Annotated in this window: 24 protein-coding genes; 10 read left to right on the forward strand and 14 right to left on the reverse strand. The window is 63.1% G+C overall.

The window, feature by feature from the left end:
* The first annotated feature begins 7 nt into the window (after nucleotides 1-7).
* Both FJ967_RS08520 and FJ967_RS08525 read left to right on the forward strand, forming a co-directional pair.
* The gene (locus FJ967_RS08520; RefSeq protein ID WP_140731270.1) at nucleotides 8-394 is read left to right on the forward strand and encodes a nuclear transport factor 2 family protein; all 387 of its coding nucleotides are present in this window, start codon (nucleotides 8-10) and stop codon (nucleotides 392-394) included.
* 56 nt (nucleotides 395-450) lie between these two features.
* Nucleotides 451-750: a pilus assembly protein gene (locus tag FJ967_RS08525; protein WP_246675223.1), complete on the forward strand. Its 300-nt coding sequence runs from the start codon at nucleotides 451-453 to the stop codon at nucleotides 748-750.
* Nucleotides 751-867: 117 nt separating this feature from the next.
* Here the strand turns inward: FJ967_RS08525 and FJ967_RS08530 are convergent, their stop codons facing one another.
* The 7 genes from FJ967_RS08530 to FJ967_RS08560 form a co-directional block, all read right to left on the reverse strand.
* The gene (locus tag FJ967_RS08530) at nucleotides 868-1,479 is read right to left on the reverse strand and encodes a LysE family translocator (protein ID WP_019857424.1); all 612 of its coding nucleotides are present in this window, start codon (nucleotides 1,477-1,479) and stop codon (nucleotides 868-870) included.
* Between the two features lie 83 nt (nucleotides 1,480-1,562).
* Nucleotides 1,563-1,922 carry a YkgJ family cysteine cluster protein gene (locus tag FJ967_RS08535; protein ID WP_140731271.1) on the reverse strand — a complete coding sequence of 120 codons (360 nt, stop codon included), beginning with the start codon at nucleotides 1,920-1,922 and terminating at the stop codon, nucleotides 1,563-1,565.
* A 4-nt stretch (nucleotides 1,923-1,926) separates the two neighbouring features.
* Nucleotides 1,927-2,079 carry a hypothetical protein gene (locus FJ967_RS08540; protein ID WP_140731272.1) on the reverse strand — a complete coding sequence of 51 codons (153 nt, stop codon included), beginning with the start codon at nucleotides 2,077-2,079 and terminating at the stop codon, nucleotides 1,927-1,929.
* A 1-nt stretch (nucleotide 2,080) separates the two neighbouring features.
* Nucleotides 2,081-2,485, reverse strand: a complete 405-nt coding sequence (locus tag FJ967_RS08545) for a hypothetical protein (protein ID WP_140731273.1) — start codon at nucleotides 2,483-2,485, stop codon at nucleotides 2,081-2,083.
* Nucleotides 2,485-2,709 carry a hypothetical protein gene (locus tag FJ967_RS08550; protein WP_140731274.1) on the reverse strand — a complete coding sequence of 75 codons (225 nt, stop codon included), beginning with the start codon at nucleotides 2,707-2,709 and terminating at the stop codon, nucleotides 2,485-2,487. Before FJ967_RS08550 ends, FJ967_RS08545 begins: the two co-directional genes overlap by 1 nt.
* Nucleotides 2,710-3,034: 325 nt before the next feature.
* The gene (locus FJ967_RS08555) at nucleotides 3,035-4,408 is read right to left on the reverse strand and encodes an HD-GYP domain-containing protein (protein ID WP_140731275.1); all 1,374 of its coding nucleotides are present in this window, start codon (nucleotides 4,406-4,408) and stop codon (nucleotides 3,035-3,037) included.
* Nucleotides 4,409-4,504: 96 nt separating this feature from the next.
* Nucleotides 4,505-5,158 (reverse strand): glutathione S-transferase family protein, encoded by a 654-nt coding sequence (locus tag FJ967_RS08560; RefSeq protein ID WP_140731276.1) that lies wholly within the window; start codon nucleotides 5,156-5,158, stop codon nucleotides 4,505-4,507.
* 151 nt (nucleotides 5,159-5,309) lie between these two features.
* On the opposite strand from FJ967_RS08560, the gene FJ967_RS08565 reads away from it, so the two are divergent.
* Complete coding sequence (locus tag FJ967_RS08565; RefSeq protein ID WP_140731277.1) at nucleotides 5,310-5,489, forward strand: CsbD family protein; 180 nt, start codon at nucleotides 5,310-5,312, stop codon at nucleotides 5,487-5,489.
* Between the two features lie 34 nt (nucleotides 5,490-5,523).
* Here FJ967_RS08565 and FJ967_RS08570 read toward each other — a convergent pair whose 3' ends face one another.
* On the reverse strand, nucleotides 5,524-6,657 hold the full coding sequence (locus FJ967_RS08570; protein WP_140731278.1) for a metallophosphoesterase: 1,134 nt from the start codon (nucleotides 6,655-6,657) through the stop codon (nucleotides 5,524-5,526).
* Nucleotides 6,658-6,753: 96 nt separating this feature from the next.
* Nucleotides 6,754-7,386: a TetR/AcrR family transcriptional regulator gene (locus tag FJ967_RS08575; RefSeq protein WP_181175739.1), complete on the reverse strand. Its 633-nt coding sequence runs from the start codon at nucleotides 7,384-7,386 to the stop codon at nucleotides 6,754-6,756.
* A gap of 148 nt (nucleotides 7,387-7,534) precedes the next feature.
* Between FJ967_RS08575 and FJ967_RS08580 the strand changes: the two genes are divergently transcribed.
* Nucleotides 7,535-8,296 carry an NIPSNAP family protein gene (locus FJ967_RS08580; RefSeq protein ID WP_140731279.1) on the forward strand — a complete coding sequence of 254 codons (762 nt, stop codon included), beginning with the start codon at nucleotides 7,535-7,537 and terminating at the stop codon, nucleotides 8,294-8,296.
* Between the two features lie 66 nt (nucleotides 8,297-8,362).
* On the opposite strand, the gene FJ967_RS08585 is transcribed toward FJ967_RS08580, so the two are convergent.
* A complete protein-coding gene (locus FJ967_RS08585) occupies nucleotides 8,363-9,211 on the reverse strand; it encodes a glycosyl transferase family 90 (RefSeq protein ID WP_181175710.1) in 849 nt (282 codons plus the stop codon).
* A 369-nt stretch (nucleotides 9,212-9,580) separates the two neighbouring features.
* Here FJ967_RS08585 and FJ967_RS08590 point away from each other — a divergent pair, with 369 nt between their 5' ends.
* On the forward strand, nucleotides 9,581-10,357 hold the full coding sequence (locus FJ967_RS08590) for an SDR family oxidoreductase (RefSeq protein ID WP_140731281.1): 777 nt from the start codon (nucleotides 9,581-9,583) through the stop codon (nucleotides 10,355-10,357).
* Between the two features lie 42 nt (nucleotides 10,358-10,399).
* Here FJ967_RS08590 and FJ967_RS08595 read toward each other — a convergent pair whose 3' ends face one another.
* A complete protein-coding gene (locus FJ967_RS08595; RefSeq protein WP_140731282.1) occupies nucleotides 10,400-11,578 on the reverse strand; it encodes a GAF domain-containing sensor histidine kinase in 1,179 nt (392 codons plus the stop codon).
* Between the two features lie 194 nt (nucleotides 11,579-11,772).
* Between FJ967_RS08595 and fumC the strand changes: the two genes are divergently transcribed.
* From fumC to FJ967_RS08610, 3 genes are all read left to right on the forward strand, one after another.
* On the forward strand, nucleotides 11,773-13,170 hold the full coding sequence (fumC, locus tag FJ967_RS08600; protein ID WP_140731283.1) for a class II fumarate hydratase: 1,398 nt from the start codon (nucleotides 11,773-11,775) through the stop codon (nucleotides 13,168-13,170).
* Between the two features lie 224 nt (nucleotides 13,171-13,394).
* Nucleotides 13,395-13,817 (forward strand): DoxX family protein, encoded by a 423-nt coding sequence (locus FJ967_RS08605; RefSeq protein WP_140731284.1) that lies wholly within the window; start codon nucleotides 13,395-13,397, stop codon nucleotides 13,815-13,817.
* A gap of 116 nt (nucleotides 13,818-13,933) precedes the next feature.
* Entirely contained in the window at nucleotides 13,934-14,338 is a 405-nt protein-coding gene (locus tag FJ967_RS08610; RefSeq protein WP_140731285.1) for a DoxX family protein, read from the forward strand.
* A 65-nt stretch (nucleotides 14,339-14,403) separates the two neighbouring features.
* Here the strand turns inward: FJ967_RS08610 and ppx are convergent, their stop codons facing one another.
* Complete coding sequence (gene ppx / locus FJ967_RS08615; protein WP_140731286.1) at nucleotides 14,404-15,939, reverse strand: exopolyphosphatase; 1,536 nt, start codon at nucleotides 15,937-15,939, stop codon at nucleotides 14,404-14,406.
* Nucleotides 15,939-18,131: an RNA degradosome polyphosphate kinase gene (locus tag FJ967_RS08620; protein WP_140731287.1), complete on the reverse strand. Its 2,193-nt coding sequence runs from the start codon at nucleotides 18,129-18,131 to the stop codon at nucleotides 15,939-15,941. The genes ppx and FJ967_RS08620 overlap by 1 nt, the downstream gene beginning before the upstream one ends.
* Nucleotides 18,132-18,299: 168 nt before the next feature.
* Between FJ967_RS08620 and FJ967_RS08625 the strand changes: the two genes are divergently transcribed.
* Nucleotides 18,300-18,545: a zinc-finger domain-containing protein gene (locus FJ967_RS08625; RefSeq protein WP_015318409.1), complete on the forward strand. Its 246-nt coding sequence runs from the start codon at nucleotides 18,300-18,302 to the stop codon at nucleotides 18,543-18,545.
* Nucleotides 18,546-18,555: 10 nt separating this feature from the next.
* On the forward strand, nucleotides 18,556-19,794 hold the full coding sequence (locus FJ967_RS08630) for an FAD-dependent monooxygenase (protein WP_140731288.1): 1,239 nt from the start codon (nucleotides 18,556-18,558) through the stop codon (nucleotides 19,792-19,794).
* 18 nt (nucleotides 19,795-19,812) lie between these two features.
* Here the strand turns inward: FJ967_RS08630 and FJ967_RS08635 are convergent, their stop codons facing one another.
* Complete coding sequence (locus FJ967_RS08635; protein ID WP_140731289.1) at nucleotides 19,813-20,478, reverse strand: TIGR02117 family protein; 666 nt, start codon at nucleotides 20,476-20,478, stop codon at nucleotides 19,813-19,815.
* Between the last annotated feature and the right edge of the window lie 5 nt (nucleotides 20,479-20,483).

The following is a 20,483-nucleotide window of genomic DNA, read 5'->3' on the forward strand; positions in this document are numbered from 1 at the left end:
GAATCCAATGACCCAGGAATTGACCATCGACATGGCCGCGGCCAACCGTTCCGGCGAAACGGCCGAAATCATGCGGCGCTTCAACGACGTGTTCCAGCATCATGATCCGGCGGCGCTCGACGATCTGGTGGCGCAGGATTGCGTGATCGAAAACACCACGCCGGCTCCAGACGGCGCGCGCCGCGAGGGCAAGGCCGCGTGCGTGGAGCTATGGTCGGCGATCGCCACCGGACCCGGCACGCGCTTCGACCTCGAAGAGACTTTCGTGGCCGGCGACCGGGCGACGATCCGCTGGCGCTTCTGGATGGCCAACGGCAATTCGTTGCGCGGCGTCAACCTGATGAGGGTCTCGGATGGGCGGATCGTCGAGGCGATGGGTTATGTGAAGGGGTAGCGCTTCCGGCATCGCGGTTCGCCATCTCAAATCGCGGAAAATACGGGACGCAACATGTGCTCGCCACCGCGGGCGCGCGCTGCATGGGTGTGCTGCAGAGCGGATGCACGCAGAACGGAGCCTATAGCGCCGCCAGTGCGATCGGCTATATCAGCAGCCGGGCGGCGACCGACGGCATCGCGTTGGCCAATGCCGACATCACCATCAACAACAACACCACCTGTTCGGGCCTGTCAGGCTTTTCGAGCGTCCAGGTTTCCTACACATTCGCGACCGTGATGCCGGCCTTCCTGGCCTCGCTGGCGAATGGCCCGAACCTCAAGGCCCAGGCCTGCTTTCCCAACCAGGGTGCCTAAAGCAATTCCAGGAAAAGTGTGTAACGGTTTTCCGTCCGGAATTGCGTAAAAACAAAGAGTTGGAGCGGCTCAGCGATTCCACCAAACGCTGAATCGCTCTAGACCTTCAAGGCGCGCCTAACGATCGGCCAGCGCCAGCTTGGCGCCGAGCATGACGAAGGCGCCGGCAAACGTACGGCGCATCCAGGTCAGCACCATGGGTCGCGACGCGACATGGCTGCGGATCGAGGCCGCGAAAATGCCGTAGCCGACGAAAACGACAAAGGTGAGCAGCATGAAGACGCTGCTGAGCTCCAGCATCTTCGACAGCGCATTGGGTTCGGTGGTGCTGACGAATTGGGGCAGGAAGGCGAAGAAGAAGATCGACAGTTTCGGATTAAGCACGTTGACGAGGATGCCGGTGGCGATGACCTTGCCGGCAGAGCGCGGCGCGACATTGTCCTCGACGCTCAGGCCGCCCTTTTCCTTCAGCGTGTTCCAGGCCATGTAGAGCAGATAGGCGACGCCGAGATATTTCAGCGTCTCGAAGGCGACCGCACTGGTGTGAAGCAGCGCCGCAAGGCCGGTAATGGCGGCGGCCATATGCGGGATGATGCCCAGCGTGCAGCCGAAGGCCGCGATGATCGAGGCACGCGCACCGCGCGAAAGCCCAGCGCTCAGCGTGTAGAGAACACCCGTGCCGGGCGAAGCCACGACGATCAGCGACGTCAACAGAAATTCGATGCTCAAGCCATCCTCCACAGCCCTGCCCGCGCCGAGGAAAATACCGGGAGGCGTGGATGTGGGCAAGCGGCGCGTTCGGCCAGCAGAAGCTAAGTTACCGGCAGCCCATGCGCCTTGCGCGCCATCAGGCATTCGGCGTCGCCGGGCATGCAGGCGCGGCAGACATCCGGTCGCAGGTCATAGATGCCGCAAGCAGTCGACTTGCCGACTTCGCCCGACAGAGCCGAACAGCGCACGCCCTCACAGCGCATGCCGGACAGGTCGGCCGCGACATATTTCTGCGGGATGCGATCGAGCTGCGCGTCATCCTCGGTGGAGAAGCGCGGCCACTCGGCTGAAAAGGAACAGCATGCCCCGCAACTCTGGCAATCGAAGGCGAGAGAGCTGGTCCTGGTCACCAGGATCGACAGCCCCGGAGCGGCATGGTTGCGATCGGCATCCCGCGGCAATGCGCTATTTCTTCTTCTTGCCCTTCGGAGCCTCGACCGGCGACTTGAACAGATCGGTCGCGGGCTCGGCGGCCTTCGGCGCGGCAGCCGGCTTGGCCGGCTTCGCGGCCGGAGCCGGCGCGGCGGGCTGGTCCTTGGCGGAGAATTTTATGGCCATGTCAGTCCTCATTGTCGGAACGCGACGGCGCGCGCGGATTGCGCAAGCGGCCGATCAGCGCGGATACAGCGGTAATGTTCATTTCCTCAGGCGACCACATCCCGGCCGCCTCGATGTGGTGCGGCCCAAGCTCGCGGTGCGTGCTGCCGCTATAGGCGGCGTCCTGATGGGTTGTCCGCTGGCGTGTCTTGGGGTCCTCGCGGACATATTCGATCAGGTAGTTCGGGCATTCGGCGCGGCTGCGCACGGCGATCCGCACCTGCGAATCGCCGAAAGCGCGCTTGCACCGCTCCAGCCTCTCCAGCACACGCCGGACATATTCGACCGGCTTGTCCAGACCTTCGACGACATCGGCGATGGTGGCATTGCCGTCAATCTGGGTCGGGGGAACACGTTTCGTGGCCATCAGCGTTTTCCGGCTCGTTTCGGCAAGGCGGCAAGTGCAGCTGCCGCGGTGATCTCGTCGGCTTCCTTTTCCAGGCGCAATTCACGTAAGCGGGCGGTTTTGGCTTCCCGTGCCTCGCTGACGACATCGCGCTCGGACAGGATGCGATTGAGCGACATCGACTGGATTTGCGTGTTGCTGAACCGCGATATCGCAGGATCGGCTGTTTTTGAATGAGCGGTCAAAATCTTTCTCCTGTCAGGAGCTTGGTGTCGAAGGACGAGACCGGGTCATCGATCAGGACCTCGCACAAAGCAATAGCAGCGGAAATTTCTGCAGCGTCCTTAGCACGTTCCAGCCGGCGTGCAGCGCACTTTCGACGGGCAGCCCGTCGAATGAAAATGGCCAGGCACCGCCTGACCTTCATAGGCAAGCCGCGCATCCGGCTGGATGCACAGGTTCCCTCATACGCACCTGACATCTCCGCGGTAGTGCACCAGAATTCGTCCCTAGCCGGTGCCAGTCATCACGATATCAAACGCCACTGCGACAGTCGCCGAGGCGAAGTACTCAGGCGGCCATCCTATCTAGCTGCATGACGGCCCGTTGCAGTGCCCCGAAACAGGCCGGATCGATTGCGGTGCCGACATCGCCAGCCATGATGCCGATGGCTTTCGAGACAGGCATCGCTGCGCGGTACGGCCGCTCCGCAGTCAGCGCGTCAAATATGTCGGCCGTGGTGACGATGCGGGTATCGAGGTCGATTCCATCGGCGGTCACACCGCGCGGATAACCCTTTCCGTCAAGCCTTTCATGGTGCGCCCCGGCGATGCGCGACAGTTCGCTGAACGCGCCGATCCGCGACAGGATGATTTCACCGAGCGCGGGATGGTGGCGAACGGCGGCCCATTCGGTCTCGTCCAGCTTGCCGGGCTTGTCGAGTATCTGGTTGGAAACGCCGAGCTTGCCTATATCGTGCAGCAGGGCGGCGCGTTTCAAGCGCCGCCGGCGCTGGTCGTCCAGCCCTAGTTCCTCGGCAATCAGGTCAGTGAACAAGGCCACACGCTCGCTGTGACCATTGGTGAAGGGTGACTTGGCGTCGACCACCTTGGCGAAGGCCGCGGCAACATCGTCCAAATAGTCTTCATCGATAGGCAGGCGATGATCTCCGGGCGACAGCCCGACAACCGCCATGGAAAGTTCCGGTGAATCGAGCATTGCCCAGAACCGGGGCGCGCTGGCCGCGCGCTCGCAGGCCGCGACAAGAGACGGTTGGAACCAGGTGCCGGAGCGCGAGCGCAATTCCGCGATGGCTCCTTCGGCGCCGGCACTGGCGTAGAAGACGTCGGCGATCTGGGCCACCAGAGCAATGCGCGCCAGGGGTGAGATTGCCTCCCCTGCCAGGCGTGCCGGCTGGCCCTGTCCATTCCAGTGTTCGTCAAGATCCATGACGCCTCGAGCCACAGGTTCTGGAAACCGCATCTGAAGGACGATTTCGGCCCCTGTCTGGCAACGGGTCTGAAACAGTTCGTTTGCAATGGTGCCGCCGTTCATGGCGATGTTGAGCAGCGCGCGGAAGCGTTCGGCAAGCTTGGCCTTCATGCCTGTGCGCGACAGCACGAAGCGCAGGATCTGAGGCAAGCTGTCATTGACGAGATGGAAATCGTGTTTCAATGCAATGTCGTCGGCGAGATAGAGGCTGCAGATGCGGGCCGCGTTGCTGCTGCAGCCGACATCCTTGAGCAGAAGCGTGTAGTATAGGTGCGAAAGCTCTGTCTGCGACAGGCCGATCTCAAGGCCGATGTGAATACCGATCCAGCAAGCGCGGACACAGTGACCGGTCGGGTGGCCTTCACTTATATCCAGCGCATAGCTTAGAGCGCTGACCAGTTCGGAAAGCCCCACACCGTCGCTTTGCGGTCTTTGCTGCGAAACCCCGGGCATGTTGCCACTCCTGACGCTTCGGAGGGAAACACGCGGCTGCTTAAAGTTTCGTTCCACCCCTGGCTGTGGCCGGTTGCAGTTGGTGAATCCGTTGGCCTATTCGTCGGGGCCCGGCTCCGGCCATTTCTCGCTCGCGGCCTCGGCATACCATTGCCGCATCGCCGGTGTGGCCAGAACGGCGTCGACATAGGCCCGGGTATCGGACGCAAGGTCTCCACCATAGGTGTCGAAACGGGTGACGACAGGTGCATACATGGCGTCGGCGGCAGTGAAATGGCCGAATAGAAACGGGCCGCCCTTGCCGTGCTTCTCACGGCACTCCCGCCACAGCGCCTCGATGCGGACACGTTGGGCGTCGCCCTCGGCGTCGAGGGGCTTGTGTCCCTTCGGCCGGCGCAAATTCATCGGCCAGCCATAGCGGACCTCGCGAAAGCCGGAATGCATCTCGGTCGCGGCCGAACGCGCCAGGGCGCGAGCGCCGGGATCGGCTGGCCAGAGCTTTTTCTCGGGAAAGAGATCGGCGAGATATTCAAGGATGGCAAGGGTTTCCCAGACGATCCTGCCCTTGTGATTCAGGACGGGAACCTGACCTGTCGGTGACACTTTGGCCAGGTTGGCGGCGGTTTCGGGCGTGCGCAGCCGCACGAAACCCTCCTCGAACGGTATCTCCAGGTGCCGCATCGCCACCCAGGGCCTGAGCGACCAGGACGAAAAGCACTTGTTGCCGATATAGAGTGTGAAGTCCGACATCTGTCCCCCTTGGCGTTGTCGTGTACCGGCACCCTAGCCTGCCGGCCGGATCGCCGGAAGCCACCAGTTTTGCAGGCACAGGCAGCGGCTGTTGGAACCGAAACCGTGCCGGCTCGTTTGCTCAGGCGAACCAAACCCGGGAGATGCGAAAATGGTGAACAAGGATCAGGTAGCCGGCGTGGCCAAGCAGGTGAAAGGCTCGGTCAAGCAAGCGGCCGGCAAGGCGACGGGCAACAAACAGACACAGGCCGAAGGCATGGCCGACAAAGCCACAGGCAAAGTGCAGAAGGCGTATGGCGACGTGAAGGAAAAGGTCAAGAAAGCGCTTTGACCACTATGAAAAGGGCCGCTCGGAGCGGCCCTTTTCATGTTTTCAGGGATTTGCTGAAGGCGTTGGTGAAGATCACATCGCCATGATCGTCGCCGGCTTCGGCAAGCACGACATCCAGCCTGTCGTCGGTGACACGTGCCAGGGCGAAGCCACCCATATAGGCGGCCTTCGGCTTGAAGAGATCGAGGCCGTCGCGTTGATAGATCATCGGCACCTCGTGCTGGTGACCGTGGAAGACCGCAACGACGTTGTAACCCTTCAGGGCCGCCAGCAAAGACTGGCGATCCGCGTCGCTCCACCAATGCGGCGCGCCCTTGCCATCATCGTCGAATGTCTTCTTGGCCGGGTCCCACCGCTCGGTCGAAAAAGTGTCCCAGCCATAATGCTGGAACAGGATGACCGGGCGGCCGTCCGCGGCATAGGTCGCCAGGTCCTGCTTGAGCCAGGGCAGGCTGCTGTCGGCGCCATGGCCGGTATCGCCGGCGAAGCGATGCGTCTGAACCAGATGCAGGCCACCCCAGTCCCATGAATAGCAGTCGGTGTCGACGTCGTAGCTGGTGGCGGGCACCGGCGGTTTGAAGAACACGCCGGCGCGATGGTTGACCTCGACATAGTCGCGCATTTCGCGACGGTACCAATCGACATGGTGCGGCGGGCCGTTCTGATCGAGATCATGATTGCCGAGCCCGACATAGACCGGAACATGCACGCGGTCCGGACCCATGCCTTGCTGATAGCGCTGGCTGAACTGCAGGAGCTGCGTACCTTCGCTGGGCTCGGTGATCTGGCCGCCGCCGTCATCGGTGATGTCGCCGCCGACGACAAGGCCGAGCGGCGTGCCGATGCGACTGCCGGCCGATCGCAGGCCCGTGGCGACGCCGTTGATGGCGGCCGGCCAATCCTTGTCGCCGATGGCGTTCAGCGCCGCGACATTGCGCAGCAGTGCCGCGTCCGTCTTGCCTTCCTGCAGGCAATTGGGGCTCAGGCCGCTCGCCATCCGGCAGGCATGGACATCGGCTACGAACAGGAAGGTGGCGTCTATGGGCTGGATGCGTTGCCCGGTCTGACCTAGCGCCGGACGCGAAGCAAAACCGGCGGCGGCAAGGCCGGCGGCCCGCACCATGAAACCACGACGCGACAGCAATGTGGACGAAAGGCGATTCATCATTGGCGAATTTCAACATGGAGAGCGGCCGGCAGTAAAGTTCAGCCGATGGGATTGCGCCGTCCCATTAACCAGCCGCCCCGCAGTGGTCTACCGGCCTCAACTTGCGCTGTAGCGTCGCAGCACCCGGCGACGTCGCCTCGCGACGGGCTCCGGCTCCGATGATGCGGCTTGGGAGGCGCTCTGCTCCAGTGCCGCAAGGCAGTCGCGCAGCGGGCGGGCGTCCTGCGCCGCCTTCGCCATCGACATGGCGCCGGAATAGGCTGCGACGGCAAACATCGCAAAATGCCTGGGGTCCGTGCCTTGCTCCCTGCCCTCTCGTTGGTCGGCGACGATCCTGTCGGCGATGGCCTGGCGCCAAGTGGAAAAAATATTGGCAAGGGCAAGCCGAAGCTCGGGATCGGCGAGCGACAGTTCATGCGCCAGGTTGTTGAGCGGACAGCCGCGCACGAAGCCTTGGCGCTCCAGTTCCGCCGCCACGGCTTCGAACACCTGACGCACGCCCTCGCGCGCCGAAGCCGCCTGCCGCACCGGCGCGATCCACGTATCCTCGACCGCCGCCGCCACGCGTTCGTCGATGACGGCCAGGGCCAGCGCCTTCTTGGTCGGAAAATGATGATGGAGCGCGCCGCTGCTGACGCCCGCCGCCGCCATCAGGTCGCCAAGACTGGATGCATGGTAGCCGCGCGCCTGAAACGCCGCCTCGGCGACATCGAGCACTTTCCTGCGCATGCCTTCGGGGTCGTTGATGCGTTTGGCTCTGGCGCGCCTCGGCCTGTTGTCGATCTCTGCTGACATTGTCGAAGAGTAGCATGTTGACAAAACAGGGCAACCGGTCTGTTTATAAACAGGACGATCACCCTGTTTTGGAGTCCGCCGGATGAACCCGACCCCGATTGCCAAGCCGAAGCCCACGACACTCGCCTCGCCGATCGTGGAACTGCGCCAGTACACGTTGAAACCCGGTCGCCGCGAAACGCTGATCGAACTCTTCGACACGGAATTCATCGAAAGCCAGGAAGATGCGGGAATGACCATCATCGGTCAGTTCCGCGACCTGGATCGCCCCGACATGTTCGTCTGGATGCGCGGGTTCGAGAGCATGGAAGCCCGTAAGAATGCTCTGGGCGCATTCTATGACGGCCCTGTCTGGGGCGAGCACCGCGATGCCGCCAATGCGACGATGATCGATTCCGACGATGTGCTGTTGCTGCGGCCGGCCTGGCCAGGTGCCGGCTTCGATCTGTCGGGGGCAAATCGGCCGGCGGCCGTGGCCAAAACCACAAGTGACCGGAATCGGTTGTCCGGTCTGGTTGAGATTTCGATTCATCACTTGCGGCCGAGTGCCGAGGCTGATTTCGCGGGACGCTTCCAGGCCGAGATGACCTCGCGGCTTGTGCAGAACGGTGCGCGCCTGCTCGGTGCCTTTCTGACGGAGCCGGCCGCGAACACCTTCCCGCGACTTCCCGTGCGCGCCGGCGAAAACGTCTTCATCGCCATTGCCGGCTTCGACGATGCCGGTGCCCATGCCAGTTCTCGCTCCTCCGTCTCGCCGGTACTCAGCCAGAGCATGCAGGCGGTTTGCACAAGACCGACCGAGACGTTTCGACTGGCGCCCACGGCTCGATCGCTGTTGAGGTGATCAGCCACCGGCGATGCGAACATCCCCGGTGGCAGGCAGCACGCCACCGTCGCGAGGCGACGTATCTCAGGCCGGCCAGCCCTTGGCGCGCTTGCGACCCTGAAGGCCCGACTTCAGATTGCCGCCCGCGGCCGCGTGATCCGCCAGCAGCCTCGCCCAGGCCGACACGGCCGCCGCGCGGGTCAGGCGAATTTGTGCGAAATCCTGCGCCTCGGCGCCAATTTCGGCTTCCCTCTTGGGGTTGGCGCGCAGCCACTCGATGCGTTCGGCCAGATTGGACATGTCACGCGCCACCGGAACGTAGTGGCGAAACGGTTCGATATCGTCGAAGAACCATTCCCGCCACGGCCGGTCCTGCAAAAGCACGACGCGCTTGGTGTGAAGCAGCAGCTTCAATCGGCCGCTATAGCCAGCACCCTCGACGTCGATCATGTATCTGTAGGTCGCAACCTGCTCTTCCATGGTCCAGAACCCACGGGAATACTGGTTAGCCCTGGCATCGTAATTGGGCCCGGTGTCGTATGCATCAAGGAGGTCGGGCCGGGTTGATGCGAAACGGACCGTCGCCTTGCGCGCTTCGTGCATGCAGCGCCCGGCCCAGAAAGCGCGATCGTAGAGTGGCGGCCTTTCAGACGCCGCTGCCATGGTCCGCGCCTTCTGATCGTAGTCGTCGAACTTCGCCTCCGGCCAGCCGTTGAAGACGAAATCAGGAGCGGCGACTTCCGCATAGCCGTCCGCCGAAGACGATCCGAATCTGGTCCGAAAATACCGAAATCTCCTCAGAGATGGCGTATCGGCCAGATTGACATAGAAGGGCTCTATGCTTCGAACACCAAGCATAGCCAATGCCTCGGCAATCAGCGTCAGTGTTTGTATGTGCCTTTGCAGCCAGGCCAGGCGGAAAACTGCCTCCATTCTGCCGCCCTGGAATTGGCAGTACATTTCATTCCGGTTGAGGCCAGGCAGGATGCGGCGATCCACTTCGACAATATCCACCGGCAAGGGCAGATTCGGAATCCCTGACTTCAGGCGCGCCATCTCTAGAATTCTCTTCGAAGAACTACATCAAAAAACGGGCAGGTCTTTCAATATCGATCGCCTGCCGGTATTGGCTATCCTTTCCGTTTATCTTAGGCAAGCTATGGCTAACGTGCCCGCGCCGGATTTGGCTATGCGCCTGCTGAAGTTCATACGCTGCGATAGCCGGATGGCTTGACCCCGTGGCGGCCATGCGGTGCGATCGCCTTCGTTGATGGCTCGACATGACTAGACGAGGTTTGAGCGATGAGGCTTGGCGGCAAGCGGGCGGTGGTCACCGGTGGCTCGGACGGCATCGGCATGGCGATATCGGAAGCGTTTCTGCGCGAAGGCGCAGATGTCCTGATCGTCGGCCGCGACGCGAGCAAGCTCGAAGCCGCGCGCCTGCGGCTGACGGATCCCGGCCTGGCCGGCAAGGTGGAGACATTGTCGGCGGATCTCGCCACCAACCCCGGCATCGCAGCGGTGGTCGAGCATGTCGCAGCTTCCGGCCGGCCGCTCGACGTTCTCGTCAACAATGCGGGTGTCGCCTATCTCGTGCCGTTCGAGACCGTCAGCCAGGCGCAATTCCAGCACTCCTTCGCGCTCAACGTGACGGCGGCGTTCTTCCTCACCCAGGGGCTGCTGCAGCATTTCAGCAGCGCCGGTGGATCAGTCATCAACATCTCTTCCTATTTCGCCAGCAAGATGATCCCCAAGCGACCGTCGAGCGTCTACTCCCTGTCCAAGGGCGCGTTGAACTCGCTCACCAAATCGCTCGCCTTCGAACTCGGTCCGCGCGGCATCCGCGTCAATGCGATAGCACCAGGCACGGTCGACACGGCCATGCGGCGCAAGACCGTCGACAATCTGCCTTCCGAGGCGAAGACAGAGCTGAAGGCCTATGTCGAGCGCAGCTACCCACTGGGCCGCATCGGCCGCCCGGCCGACCTCGGCGGGATGGCGGTGTATTTGGCAAGCGACGAGGCTGCCTGGACCAGCGGCGGTATCTTTGCCATCGACGGCGGGTACACTGCGGGCTGAGCGTCTTGTGGCTGCGGTCGACCCGAAATCGGCCGTCGTCAATCAAGATCGCGTCAGCGGCATTCGAAAGACAAAACGCGTCTCGTGTGGAGTCGAGGTGGCCTCCACCTTGCCGCCATGCATCTTTGCGATCTCCGATGCGATATAGAGTCCAAGCCCCAGACCTTGCTCATTGGTGGTCTTGCCGCGCACGAAGGGCTGGAACAGATTGCCCATCATCTCGGCCGCGATCGGCTTCCCGGAATTGGCAACCCAGAAGACAAGTTCGCCGCCTGCCGTGGAGGCCCCCGCCTTGACTGGTTCGCCAGCCGCGCCATGGGTGAGCGCATTGCCGATAAGGTTCGAGAACAGCCTCCCAAGGCGCAGATGATCGGCGGCCACAGGCTTGGCAGCGTCGAATTCGGTTTCGATGATCTGGTCTGGATGAATCGATCGGAATTCGGACACGACCTGGTCCAACAGTGCCTCCACCGGTTTCGGCTCGGCCTCCTTGACAAACAGGCCGGCGCCCATGCGGGCGCGGGCGAAGTCGAGCACATTGTCGATCAGCCCGCTCATGCGCACCACGCTGCCTTCCATCAGGGCCAGGATCTGTGCGCGCTTTGCCTCGTCATCGGTGCGCTTCAGCATATTGACGCCGGACGCGATCGAGCCAAGCGGATTGCGCAGGTCATGGCCCAGGACTGCGATGAATTGCTCGCGCAGTTCCTTGTTGCCGCGCTCGTAAAGGGTTTCCGCGCGGGCCGCGTCCAGCCGCTCGGCTGCGTCCAGATGTGTCGCGATCAGTTCGGCGAACAGTTTGAACATGCCGATGATTTCGGGATTCTTCAATCGCGCCGGGCGTGGATCGATGGCGCACAATGTGCCGAAGAACTGCCCGTCCTTGCGGATGATCGGCATCGATATGTAGCTCTGAAAGCCATACTGCGCGGGCGTGTGATGGCCACAAAAAACCGCGTCATCGGCAACGCTATCAATGACCACGGCCTCGTGGCTGGCGCGAATCTCGTTGCAGATTGTGGTTTCGACCTTCAGCTCGCCACCAGGCGAAAGACCGAAGTCGATATTGTCGAGAACGCTGCAGACGATCCAGCGATCCTCCGTAACACGGGCGACAGCCGCGAAACCCATGCCGGTCGTGCGGCAGACGACATCAAGGATGGTCGGGATGGCATCGATGCGTGCGATTGCATCTATATCGTGCTGGAAATCGTGTGCCACGTCTGCCTGATCAAGATTGTGTTGCACGGCACCGTATGTGACGGCTCGGTATCTGTCATCACGCTAAAATGCCGCCGCGGTACTTCTTCGTCTTGAGTTGAACCGATTTGCATCCACACCGCCCTCAATCTCCGCTTGATGCGTTTTGTGCAACGCGATACGCCCTTGCGCAAATCGACAGACGGAGACTTGCCGTGAGCACGCCAAAGACCAGAACCGAAACCGATACGTTCGGCCCCATCGAGGTTGCCGCCGACCGCTATTGGGGCGCGCAGGCGCAACGCTCGCTAGGCAATTTCAAGATCGGCTGGGAAAAGCAGCCGGCTTCGATCGTGCGCGCGCTCGGCATCGTCAAGCGGGCGGCGGCGGAAGCCAATATGGAGCTAAAGCGGCTCGATCCGGCCATCGGCAAGGCGATCGTCGAGGCCGCGCAGGAGGTCATCGACGGCAAGCTCAACGATCATTTCCCGCTGGTGGTCTGGCAGACCGGCTCGGGCACGCAATCCAACATGAACGCCAACGAGGTGATCTCCAACCGGGCGATCGAGATGCTGGGCGGCGTCATGGGCTCGAAGAAGCCGGTGCATCCCAACGACCACGTCAATATGAGCCAGTCGTCGAACGACACCTATCCGACGGCCATGCACATCGCCTGCGCCGAGCGGATCGTTCATGACCTGATCCCCGCGCTGCACCATCTGCACAAGGCGCTGGCCGCCAAGAGCCGGGACTTCAACCACATCATCAAGATCGGCCGCACCCACACGCAGGATGCCACGCCGCTGACGTTGGGCCAGGAGTTTTCCGGCTATGCGGCGCAGGTCGCCTCCTCGATCAAGCGCATCGAGCAGACGCTGCCGGGCCTGCAGGAACTGGCCCAGGGCGGCACCGCCGTCGGCACCGGCCTCAACGCGCCGGTCGGCTTTGCCGAGCGAGTGGCCGATCGCATCGCCGCCATATCAGGCATCGCCTTCGTCACCGCGCCGAACAAGTTCGAAGCGCTCGCCGCCCACGATTCCATGGTGTTCTCGCACGGCGCCATCAACGCGGCGGCGGCGGCACTGTTCAAGATCGCCAACGACATCCGCTTCCTCGGCTCCGGCCCGCGCTCGGGCCTCGGTGAATTGTCGCTGCCGGAAAACGAACCCGGGTCGTCGATCATGCCGGGCAAGGTCAATCCGACCCAGTGCGAGGCCATGACACAGGTCTGCGTCCAGGTGTTCGGCAACAATGCGGCACTCACCTTCGCCGGCAGCCAGGGCCATTTCGAGCTCAATGTCTACAACCCGCTGATGGCGTATAATTTCCTGCAATCGGTGCAGTTGCTGGCCGACGCTTGCGTCTCCTTCACCGACAATTGCGTCGTCGGCATCGAGGCCCGCGAGGACAACATCAAGGCGGCACTCGACCGCTCGCTGATGCTGGTGACGGCACTGGCCCCGACGATCGGCTACGACAACGCCGCCAAGATCGCCAAGACGGCGCACAAGAAGGGAACGACACTGCGCGAGGAAGCGCTGGCCACCGGACTTGTCAGTGAAGCCGACTACGACCGGCTGGTACGACCGGAGGACATGACCCATCCGGGGTAAGCTGCGCGCAGGCCAGGGAAGCCGTCATGCCAGGGCGAAGCCGTAGGGATTTTTCGGCGGGAGAATTTACTCCCGTCGCCACGCGACCCGATATGAATTTCGCGCTTCCTCGGCAATCGCGGGAATATATTATCTGTGAACAATGTGTCGTCGCATAGCCGACTTTGGTGAACAGTCGGCTTCGTTTATCTGAGTGGCCATTCAAACCCATTCGGAGAGTCACCATGTCCATCAACAGTTCCGCCGCCGGCGCCGGCACCGCGTCCAACAGTTCCCTCACCATTCTGCTTGGCCGCGTCCTGCTCGCGGTCATCTTCCTGCTTTCCGGCTTCGGCAAGCTCACTGCCATTTCCGGCACCGCTGCCTATTTCGGTGGCCTCGGCCTGCCGGCACCGACGGCGACGGCCGTCATCGTCGGCCTGATCGAGCTGCTTGGTGGCCTTGCGGTCCTCATCGGTTTCCAGACCAGGATCGCCGCCTGGGTGCTGGCGATCTTCACCATCGCAACCGGGCTTGTCGCGCATACCGGCTGGGCTGACCAGATGCAGATGATCCAGTTCCTCAAGAACCTCGCCATCACCGGCGGCTTCCTGCTGCTGGCCTCCTCGGGTGCCGGCGCCTATTCGATCGACGCCAAGCGCGGCTGAGACTTTTCTTCCCAGGACTGAAAAAGCGGCGCGGAATTTTCCGCGCCGCTTTTTCGTTGTCCAATTGCAGGCGTAGACTGCGATTGGCCGCCGGTGCACCGGCAAGGGAGGTAGCCATGGCCCGCAACGCATTGCTTCTGGTGTCGCGGCTGCTGTTTGCCGTGCTGTTCGTGCCATCCGGCTTCCAGGCGCTCGCCAACATTGCCGGCACCACCAGCTATTTCGCCGGTCTAGGCCTGCCACTGCCGGCGCTCGCCGCCTGGGGCACCGGCCTGTTCGAGCTGATTGCCGGGCTTTTGATCCTCGTCGGCTTCCAGACGCGGATCGTGGCGTTGCTGCTGGCGGCTTTCTGCGTGGTGGCCGGCTTCATCGGCCATTACGGCCAGGGCGACGGCGACGCGACGCTCGCCTTTCTGCACCAGCAGATGCTGATGAAGGACATCGCCATATCAGGTGGTTTCCTGGCGCTTGCCATGGCCGGCGCCGGCGCCTGGTCCGCCGACGGCCGGGAGTCGACCTGACTCCGGATTGTGCGCGGTCTCAGGCGGAAAGGATTGCGCGGTTTACCCGGACCCTGCTGCGGGGCTTACTTCACCGAAACGCTCGGCCCGCCTTCGACCGCCAGCACCAGACGGCGGTTGGTGATGCGCGCCAGTTGCGCCAGCCGGCCGGCCGGGCGCTCGCCATAGAGATCGGAAAGCGAAGCCGGCAGGACCAGCGCCAGCACGCCATTGCCACGCGGCTCCCACTTCAGCCTCGGCATGACACCGGGCATCGCCGCCGTCAGCAGATAGACAACCCGCATCATCGCCGCCAGCACGCGGGCGCGCTCCAGCAGGCGAGGCGGCGCCAGCGCCTTGATCTCGGGCGCGATCCCCTCATTGAAGATGCCGTCATGGCGGTAGGCGTTGGTCAGCGCCAGATAGGCGCGGCCAGGGTGATCGACACCAATGAAAGACGCGTGCGCGATGATGTTGAGCGACTGCTTGCCGCGATATTCGGGATGAGCGCGCCAGCCGATATCGGCGAGCAGGCAAGCGGCATGGCGGTAACGCGCCTCGTCTTCGGTTTCGTCGATGCCGAAGGCCTTGAAAGCCTTTCCGGTCCATTCGACGAGGTCATGTGCGTGATGGACCGAGCGCGAGCGCAACAGCGCCAGTTCCTCGGCGGCCGAGATCAGCGGATCGGCCTTCTGCTCGGCCTCGTCGAGCAGCGAATAGAGGAAGCCTTCGCGCACGCCCAGCGCCGAGACGATGATCTTCGACGGCTGCATCGCCGCCATGATCTCCTGAAGCACGACCGCGCCGTAAGGCAGCAGCGAGCGGCGATTCTTCGAGACGCCTTCGATGCCCCTGACCTTCTCGACCTCGCCCCTGGCGACCTGCCGCAGGAAATTGGCGGCGCTTTCGACCGAGATTTCGTAGTGGTGCATCACGCCAAGCGCGTAACCCGTCATTTCCATATGCAGGCGGGCGAGATTTCGCCAGGTGCCGCCAACGGCGTAGAAGGGCCTGCCCTGCCCGCCTTTCAGCAGCTTCGCCCGCGACAGTTCATCGCGTGCGATCTTCGCGGCCTGGGTGAGCGAGTTCTTCGCCATGTCCTGCAGGCGCAGGCCGCCCAGCGGCAGCGTGATGCCGTCGCCGATCGCTTCGCCATTGACGTCGACCAGTTCGAGGCTGCCGCCGCCCAGATCGCCCGCGATGCCGTTGGCGGGATGGAAGCCCGAAATCACGCCGAGGGCCGAATAATAGGCTTCCTGCCGGCCGCTGATGACGCGGATCTCGGTCTTCAGCACGTCCTCGGCGCGACGGATGAAATCGGGACCGTTGATCGCCTCGCGGGCCGCGGCGGTCGCCAGCACGTACATGTGCTCGGCACCGGCCTGATCGGAGAGCGCGCGGAAACGGCGAAACTCCTCCATCGAGCGCGCCACGCCCTCGGGATCGAGCTTGCCCGTCGACACGATGCCGCGGCCAAGACCGGCCAGCATCTTTTCGTTGAACAGCATGGTCGGGGAACGCGCCAGCCCCTCATAGACGACCAGACGGATCGAATTGGATCCGATGTCGATGATGGACAGCGGTCGGCGGTCCTGCAGCCGGCCCTGGGAATTGGACAGCATCAGGTGGTGGCGTTCTTCTTGCGGCGCTTGAACTGCGCGATCCGCTTGGGCGCATGCGATTTCAGCGCGTCACCCCGTCCCGACAGGCTCGGATTCGTCATGAAATATTCCTGCGCGTTGAACGGCTCCTCGCCTTCCTCCAGCACCACGCGCCGGGAAGTTCCATCAGCCAATACGTCGAAACTTTGCTGATTGTCCATGATGTTGCCGAGCATGATCTGGCCCAGAACCTGTTCATGCACAGTTGGATTGGTGATCGGCACCATGGTCTCGACACGGCGGTCGAGATTGCGCGGCATCAGGTCGGCCGAGGAGATGTAGACGATCGCCTCGTCCGAAGGCAGGCCATGGCCGTTGCCGAAGCAGTAGATACGGCTGTGTTCGAGGAACCGGCCGACGATCGACTTGACCCGGATGTTCTCCGAAAGGCCAGGCACCTGCGGCCTGAGGCAACATATGCCGCGCACGACGAGGTCGATTTCCACACCGGCGCGGCTGGCATCGTAGAGCGCATCGATGATGATCGGGTCGACGAGCGCGTTCATCTTCATCCAGATCCGCGCCGGCCGTCCCTCCAGAGCGTGCGCGACCTCGTCCGAAATGTGCTGGAGGATGCGGTTCCTCAGCGTGAACGGCGAGATCGCCAGCCGCATTTCGGCGGTCGGCTCGGCATAACCGGTGATGAAATTGAACAATTGGGCGACGTCGCGGGCGATCGTGGCATCGGTGGTGAAGAAGGACAGGTCGGTGTAGATGCGGGCGGTCACCGGATGGTAATTGCCGGTCCCGAGATGGACGTAGTTGCGCAGCTTGCCGTCCTCGCGCCGTACCACCAGCGACATCTTGGCGTGGGTCTTGAGCTCGAGAAATCCGAACACGACCTGCACGCCGGCGCGCTCCAGATCGCGCGCCCAGCGGATGTTGGCTTCCTCGTCGAAGCGAGCCTTGAGTTCGACAAGCGCCGTCACCGACTTGCCGGCCTCGGCCGCGTCGACCAGCGCCCGCACGATCGGGCTGTCATTGGAGGTGCGGTAAAGCGTCTGCTTGATCGCCACCACCTCGGGGTCGGCCATCGCCTGGCGCAGGAACTGCACTACCACGTCGAAGGATTCGTAGGGATGGTGGACAACGATGTCCTTCTCCCGGATGGCGGCGAAGCAGTCGCCGCCATGTTCGCGGATGCGCTCGGGAAAGCGCGGGTTGTAGGGCGTGAATTTCAGGTCGTCGCGCGGAACGGCGACGATCTCGGAGATCTGGCTGAGCGCCAGCGGGCCGGTCAGCACGCTGATGCGGCTCGACGAGACGCCAAGCTCGCCGGCGACGAAGTCGCGCAGTTCGGCCGGCATCAGCATGTCGAACTCGATGCGGATCACGGAGCCGCGCCGGCGGCGTTTCAGCGCCGTCTCGAACAGCCGCACCAGGTCTTCCGATTCTTCCTCGACCTCGATATCGCTGTCGCGGATGATGCGGAACGTGCCGGAGCCCTTGACCTCGTAGCCGGGGAACAGCTTGCCGATGTAAAGGCCGACCGCCTCCTCCAGCGGAATGAAGCGGACATGGCTCTTGCGGTCCGGCAGACGAATGAACCGCTTCAACGCCACCGGCAGGCGCAGGAGCGCGCTCATCTCCTCGCCGTTCTTGCGGTGGCGAAGCTGCAGCGCCATCGAGAAGCCGAGATTGGGAATGAACGGGAACGGGTGCGCCGGGTCGATCGACAGCGGCGTCAGCACCGGAAATACCTGATCCTGGAAATGCTCTTCCAGCCAGACCTTCTCGTCCTTGGTCAGTGCATCACGGGTGATGCTCTCGATGCCTTCCTTGTTGAGCAGTACCGTCAGTGCCGAAAGGCTCTTCTGCTGGTCCTCCTGCAGCCGCTCGACCTCGCGCAGCAATTGTTCGAGCTGCTGTTCGGGGGTGCGTCCGTCCGGGCTCTTCAGCACGATGCCCTCGCGCACCTGGCCGGCGAGGCCGGCGACGCGCACCATGAAGAACTCGTCGAGATTGGCGGCCGAGATCGACAGGAAGCGCACCCGCTCCAGCAGCGGATGATGGGTGTTCAGCGATTCCTCGAGAACGCGGCGGTTGAATTGCAGCCAGGAAAACTCGCGGTTGACGAAACGGTCCGGATTGCCTTCCGGGCTCGCCGCCGCGACATTGTTGAATTCGCTCTGTACCGGCTTCAATTCGTTCATTGTTCCTGCTCTTGCGCCCGCCTCGGCCGGTTAACCGGCTTAACTTATCCTGTGGCAGGCTTTTGCGACAGTTCTCTGACAGGCTTTTGCGACAGTTTGATTTCATCGAACTTGCAAACAGGCCTGATATGATCCAGATGCAGACGAGACTGCGTTAAGGAGACGACGATGGCAGGCGGTTCCATTCCCCATTTCCAGAACGATGCGGGCCATCCGGCGATCGACATCGGGGTCAAGGAATTCATGTGCACGGGCGCCAACCCGCCGTTCGATCATCCGCACGTGTTCCTCGACATGGGTGACGACAATGAGAAGGTCTGCCCCTATTGCTCGACCCTCTACCGCTATTCGCCAAAGCTGAAGGCGACGGAAACGCTGCCGGCGGGCTGCCTCTACATCGACCAGGCCGCCTGACCTCCCGATCATGAGCGAGGCGCGGTTCCGGCAGGTCGTGATTGCCGGGGCTGGCATCGCCGGGCTGACGGCCGCGATCGCCTTTGCCGAACGCGGCTATGCCGTGAAACTGTTCGAACAGGCCAGGCGCCTCGAAGCCGCGGGCGCCGGCATCCAGCTCTCGCCAAACGCGACACGCATTCTGCGCCAGCTCGGCGTTCTCGACACGCTTCTTGCCAACGCCGTCAAGCCGCAGGCCGTGGTGCTGAAGGACGCAGCGAGCCTGCGCCAACTGGCACGCGTGCCGCTGGGCGGTGCCGGCGAGGAACGCTGGGGGGCGCCCTATCTCGTCGCGCACCGGGCAGACCTGCAAAACGCCCTGATGGCGCGTGTTGCGCAGATGCCCGATATCCATCTCATCACCGGCGCGCAGGTTAGCAGCGTGGCCTCCGGTTCACTCGTTGTCACCATGACAGAGGGGGTCGGCCGCAAGATCGTCGACACCGAAGGATCCCTGCTTGTCGGAGCCGACGGCGTTTGGTCGGCGGTACGGAGGTTTGCCGATCCAGCCAGCGGCGCCGGTTTCGCCAACAGCCGTTTCTCCGGCGAACTGGCCTGGCGCGCGACGGCAAGCGCCGACAGCGAAGCCGGCCAGGCCTTTGCCGCGATCGGCGCCAGCGACTGCGTCACCACCTTCCTGCACCCCGGCTTTCACATGGTCGCCTACCCCGTCAGCAGGGGCAGTGCCTTCAACCTCGCCGCCTTCACCCCCGGCGACCGCATCGCCGAAGGCTGGTCGGGCCATGCCGATCCGGCCATCCTGGCCCGCGCCATGCGTGGCACCGCACAGGCGCTGGCGAGACTGGTGGACCTCGTGGGGCCTTGGACCGCCTTCCCCATCCACACGGTCGAGCAAAAACGCTGGACGGCACCGGAAGGCATCGCCCTGATCGGCGACGCCGCGCATGCCATGACACCCTTCGCGGCGCAGGGTGCCGCCATGGCGATCGAGGATGCGGCGACGCTTGCGGATGCTGTTGCCGACTTTCCCGACGATCCGCGGCAGAGCCTCGCCACCTGGGAGAAGCTGAGAAGACCCCGCATCGCAAAGGTGCTGAAACGCGGCGCGCTGAACCGGCTTGCCTGGCACGCGCGGGGTCCGGTCGCGTTGGCCCGCAATTTGCTACTGGCGGCACGGCCAGGGGAGAAGCTCGCGGCGGATCTTGACTGGCTTTATGGCTGGGAACAGCAGCAGATCATCCATCGCTGAAAGGAACCGCGGCAAAAACTAGTTATACAGCCGCATCGACAGGCCGAGCGAGATCGGCAGCGGGTTCCACCAGCCGGTGCGCAGGCCGGCGGTGCGCAGGGCGGCCGCTGTCCAGGTGTTGCAGCCGATCAGCGCGTTGAAATGGCCATTGGCCTCGTAAAAGCGGTCGAAATCGGAATAGGCGGCATTGTCGATGACGATGGGGCCGCCCGGCCCTTGCTGAAAACTCGCTTCGATGAAGTCGAGCAATGCGGCAAAATGGTCCGCGCCCACGTCGAAACCGGCGACATCGGGGCGCGGTTCGGCGATGTCGCCGGCGAGGTCGACATGCATCACCGAGGCGTCGAGCGTCAGGGCCCTGAAAACAGGCACCGCCTTCAACTCGGACCATGTCGGCGTTTCCAGGTAGAAGGCGCGCCCGCCCCAGCCGAAGACGAGATAGCGCACTTCGGCTGCGTCCGATGGGAGGCCGGCATCGGCAAGGAAACGGAAGCGCCGGCGGACCTCGTCGTCCACCGGAATGGCGATATCGGTGTGGATCGGGTTCTTCAGCACCAGGATATGGCGCGTCGCCGACTTGTCGCCAGCGACTTGCCACAGTGGCCGTGGCACCAGAGTGCCGAGCGTCACGGCGAGCGCGACCGCGATCAACAGCAGACCCAGAGAACGGCCGAGCTTTCTCATGAAGG

Origin of the sequence: Mesorhizobium sp. B2-3-4 (genome assembly GCF_006442315.1) — a bacterium.
Classification (GTDB): domain Bacteria; phylum Pseudomonadota; class Alphaproteobacteria; order Rhizobiales; family Rhizobiaceae; genus Mesorhizobium.